This is a genomic window from Jannaschia formosa, assembly GCF_003340555.1.
Classification (GTDB): Bacteria; Pseudomonadota; Alphaproteobacteria; order Rhodobacterales; family Rhodobacteraceae; genus Jannaschia; species Jannaschia formosa.
Window position 1 is genome coordinate 1 of record NZ_QPLJ01000063.1, and the last position, 4,196, is coordinate 4,196.

Here is a 4,196-nt window from a genome sequence, read left to right on the forward strand (position 1 = left end):
ATCCGTTCGCGAAGGTCCATCGAGTAGGGGTTGCCCATCCGTCCACCTCCTTCCCAAAGTGAAGCAGACCGATGATCCCAAGGGAATCCTCAACGATTCAGATCAGAAGCAAACCGCTTTAGCGTCGCTGGAGCGCCTGCCACCGCCGCAGTTGCGTCGAAACCAAGATGAACTGCATGAAGCTACTCGGTCAGAAACTCGCTGCCCGCAGCTTCGACCGTCAGACGCCCGAACTCCAAGTCCGCATCGCCATCCTCAACCGTTTCACTGCACTCGGCATCCCCGTCACGAAGCTCATAAGCTGACCCCAAACGGGGAAAGGGGACCTCCGACCGTCAATTGCTTCGTGCAACAGCGCCGCACCACAGAACTATCTGTCGCGAGTGGCGCCCGGCGGCCCCGGCTCAAATCAGCTCCACGTCATCGGCCAACCCACGCAGGCCGATTATGCCTTCAAGCAGCAGCGAGAAACCGCCCGCCTCCAGCAGGACGCCGTCACTAGTTACCGAGACGAAGGGCAGCAGGTCTTGCGGCCCAATCCCCTCTGGCACGTCGAGAAGCAGCGTGTCGCCCTCCTCGAAGCCGGTGATGACGTTGTCGCCCCGCGCGCCGGCGAAGAGGAATGTGTCTGCCCCGTCGCCCCCCGTCACCGTGTCGTCGCCCGCGCCGCCTTCAAGCAGGTCGGCGCCCGCATCGCCGGTCAGGCGGTCGTCCCCGGCATCCCCGCGCAGCACATCGTCGTTAACTTCGCCGCGCAGCAGGTCGTTGCCCTCGCCGCCTGAGACCGTGTCGTCACCGCCGCCCGCGAAGGCCCGGTCGTTGCCGGCCAGAGCCTCAATCACGTCGGGCTCGGCGGTGCCGCGCAGGTTGCGGTCCGCGCCGTCGGTGCCACGGATGACGTCGTCGGCCTCCGACGGGTCGCGCGGGTTGTCGGCCGGGCCGCCCTCGAGCAGGCGCGCGGCGCTGAAGTCGCCGCCGCTCAGGTCGAAGATCTCGACACTCGAATAGATGCTCTCGACCCCGTCGCGCTCGACGATCAGCCGCTCGACGCTGCCGGAGACGGTCAGGTCGTCACGTGAGGCCAGGAAGATCCGCGCGGTGTCGATGCCCGCCCCGCCATCCACCTCGTTGGCGCCATCCTCGGCGTCGATCGTGGCGTTGCCGTCACCGCCGAAAACCGTGTCATCGCCACCGCCGATCCAGATACCCTCGTTAGCTGCACCACCGAACACAGTCAGGCTAGCATCGGTGAAAGAAGCCAGAAAGCCTTCGACGCTCCTGTAGAGATCTCCTTCAGCCTCTCCACCCCTGCTCGGTTGATCATCCAAGCGGATTACGACCTGCTCTCCCTCCTCCAGGTCAGCAGAGCGAATGGCGACCGAGACGGTATCGAATCCCAGCCCGCCATCGACAATGTCGCCGCCTGTATCCACGAAGAAAAGGTCGTCCCCCTCGCAACCGCGCATCACGTCGGAGCGCGGGTCGGGATCGAATACGCTCCCGTCGGAGCTGCTGATCGTGTCGTCGCCCGCCCCGCCTTCGAGCGTGTCGGCACCTCCCCAGCCACGTAGGTAATTGCCCTGGGCGTCTCCAATCAGCCAGTCGCTGCCATTCGTGCCATCAACATCGGTGAAACTCGATATCACGTCGCCCTCGGCATCGCCGCCCGAAACCAAGCCGGTTTCAAGGTCCACTGTCACGGCCACGTCGCTGCCTCCAGAGTAGTCGAGCCTGTCGTTGCCCTCTCCACCGCGCAGCGTGTCGGCGCCCGGACCACCTGTGACAATATCGTCGCCCGCCCCGCCTTCGATGAGGTCGCTGCCGTCGCCGCCAAAGAGAAAGTCACTTTCGTCCATGCCTTCGATCGTGTCGTTGCCGCCACGGCCGTGGAGACTGTTGCGTGCGCCGTTACCGCGCAGAAGATCGCCAAAATCGCTGCCGTCCAAGTTGTCGACGCCGATAAGAACGTCTCCGCTGGCATGTCCATCGCTAGCGGCATTCGCCGTGGGGTCGATCCGCACCGCCGCATCCGACGAATGGGAGAGTGCGGTCGTGGTGGTGCTGGTCCCGGTGGGACCAGCCGTTATCGCGTCGGCACCGAGGCCACCCTCCGCTCGCGCCCCGCCGGTTAGGCTATCGCTGCCGTCTCCACCATACAGCCGGGCGTAGATTCCGCCGATAAGTACATCGTTGCCTGCCTCGCCAAAAAGCTCGTCAGCACCCCCGAAGGAATCTGCGGCGCCCGACTCGAGCGTGTCATCACCCTCGCCTCCGAACAAGTCGTCGGTTCCCTGATCACCGAGAATCGAGTCATTCCCGGTCTCGCCACAGAGGATGTCCTCGTCCGCGCCACCGATCAGCGTGTCGTTCCCGTCCCGGCCATAGATTACGTCCGATCCCGTCAGGCCCTCGACGAGATCGTCTTCGGGGGTGCCTGTGTGCTGGTCGGATTGCTCAGTCAACTCAACCATGGAATGTTCCCCTCATGCACCAAGTGCCCCAACTCCAGACGCACTGCGCTTGTCACGCCCGTGTCTCAGGCGGGCAAATCCCAAATGGCTCGACCGGGCAATGAAAAGAGGCTACTCCACGCCCTACGACGCGACAAAGCGATTTTACGCGGGACGGGCCATCGCCGCCAAAGGCTGTCAGAGCGGTCGCGCCATAGGGGGGCCAGATCAGACTCCCTTGCGGCCCCCAACACTATTCAATCGCGCCATCATCCTCGGACACTGGCGCCAAGATTGCACCCACAACGCCTGACCGATCGATCTGCAGTTTGGTCGAGGTCCCAAGGCCGTATGCGAGCGGCTGATCGACAAGAGGCACTGGCAGCGAAAGCTGCTCCCGGTACGATCACTCGCTCGGTCACGTCCCGGCGACGGAGAACCGGAGAGAAAGACGCACCCCCTGCGCACCATTTCCCAAACTCAACACACCGCCGACTTGTGTGCTGACAGCTTCCGCGATCTTCATGCCCAGACCACCGGCCGCAACCGAGGTCTTTCCATTCATCCCAATGCCGTCATCTTCGCAGACGAGTTCTACTTCACCGGCCGCGGTAAGGCGCCGGATCGTGAAGCTGACGAGGCCCGGCCGATCCTCCGGAAATGCATGTTTGAAGGAATTAGTTGCAAATTCGTTGAGTATGATACCGATCGACGCGGCCTGTTGCGAGGACACATGAACGGTGTCGGATTCGGCCCTGATCTCCACATGGGAAGGTCTTGTCTTTGCAATGAAGCCAGTGACCTTCTTTACGTAGCGCGCAAGGTCTACGCGGTCGCCTTCGTCGGTGCTGTAGAGCTGCTCGTGCAGCGCCGCGAGCATCTATATGCGGCCGCGTACCACATCGAGCGCCGCCTTGGCCTCCTCGGAGGACGTGGCCGAAGCTTGCAGGCGCACCATTGACGCGGCCAACTGGAACGAATTCTTGACCCGATGATCGACCTCCTGCCTCAGGACATCGGCCGATCTGAGAGCGCGTCTCAGGTTCAGCTGATTGATGACCTGCTGCGCAAGTACCCGGAGCGCGTCATGCTGTAGCGTTGTCAGTGTGCGCGGCGAGCGATCCAGAACGCAGAGCGTGCCGATCGGAAGACCGCCGTCGGACATCAAGAGCGCGCCTGCATAGAAGCGCAAGCCGTCATCGCCACGGCAGAGCGGGTTGTCACTCATGCGGGGATCCTGGAGCGTATCGGGGATCTCTACAAACTCTTCCGTCAGGATCACGTGCGCGCAGAGAGACGTATCCAGTGGAGTCTCCCGAACACCAAGACCGACTTCTGCCTTGAACCACTGCCGCTCAGCGTCGATCAGGTTGATCACAGCGATCTCAGTATTGCAGAGACGGGCCGCAAGTTGCACCACGTCATCGAACTCTGCCTCGCGATCAGTGTCGAGAACGTCGTAGAAGTGAAGAGCCTGCAGCCGCTCCGGCTCCAGGGGATGGGTTTTCGCCTTCATGCTCGTGTAGATCCCGCCGGCAATCCTCGTACCATCATATGTCCCCGTGTGATCGTGACAAGCTGAGCCGAAGGTCCTGTCCGAGGAACTCGGCTTCAAGCGGGGCAGCGGTGCTGTCGTGAAGGTGGTGGAGATTTGAGGTTGGCGTAGTCTCCGGGTTTGAAACCAACGCAGAACGGCGGTTGCCGCCGCCGTGGAGACCACGCCATGGACGAGACTACGATGGGGTG

The 4,196-nt window shown here is 62.7% G+C and carries 3 protein-coding genes and 1 pseudogene; 1 reads left to right on the forward strand and 3 read right to left on the reverse strand.

What is annotated here, in order from left to right; translation table 11 throughout:
* Positions 1 to 122: 122 nt before the first annotated feature.
* Positions 123 to 305, forward strand: a pseudogene (locus DR046_RS23880) (IS5/IS1182 family transposase); the annotation flags it as partial.
* Positions 306 to 404: 99 nt separating this feature from the next.
* Here the strand turns inward: DR046_RS23880 and DR046_RS22630 are convergent.
* From DR046_RS22630 to DR046_RS22640, 3 genes are all read right to left on the reverse strand, one after another.
* Positions 405 to 2,471: a calcium-binding protein gene (locus DR046_RS22630; protein WP_115384598.1), complete on the reverse strand. Its 2,067-nt coding sequence runs from the start codon at positions 2,469 to 2,471 to the stop codon at positions 405 to 407.
* A 397-nt stretch (positions 2,472 to 2,868) separates the two neighbouring features.
* The gene (locus DR046_RS22635) at positions 2,869 to 3,330 is read right to left on the reverse strand and encodes a sensor histidine kinase (RefSeq protein ID WP_115384599.1); all 462 of its coding nucleotides are present in this window, start codon (positions 3,328 to 3,330) and stop codon (positions 2,869 to 2,871) included.
* Positions 3,331 to 3,966 (reverse strand): GAF domain-containing protein, encoded by a 636-nt coding sequence (locus DR046_RS22640; protein ID WP_115384600.1) that lies wholly within the window; start codon positions 3,964 to 3,966, stop codon positions 3,331 to 3,333.
* Positions 3,967 to 4,196 lie beyond the last annotated feature (230 nt).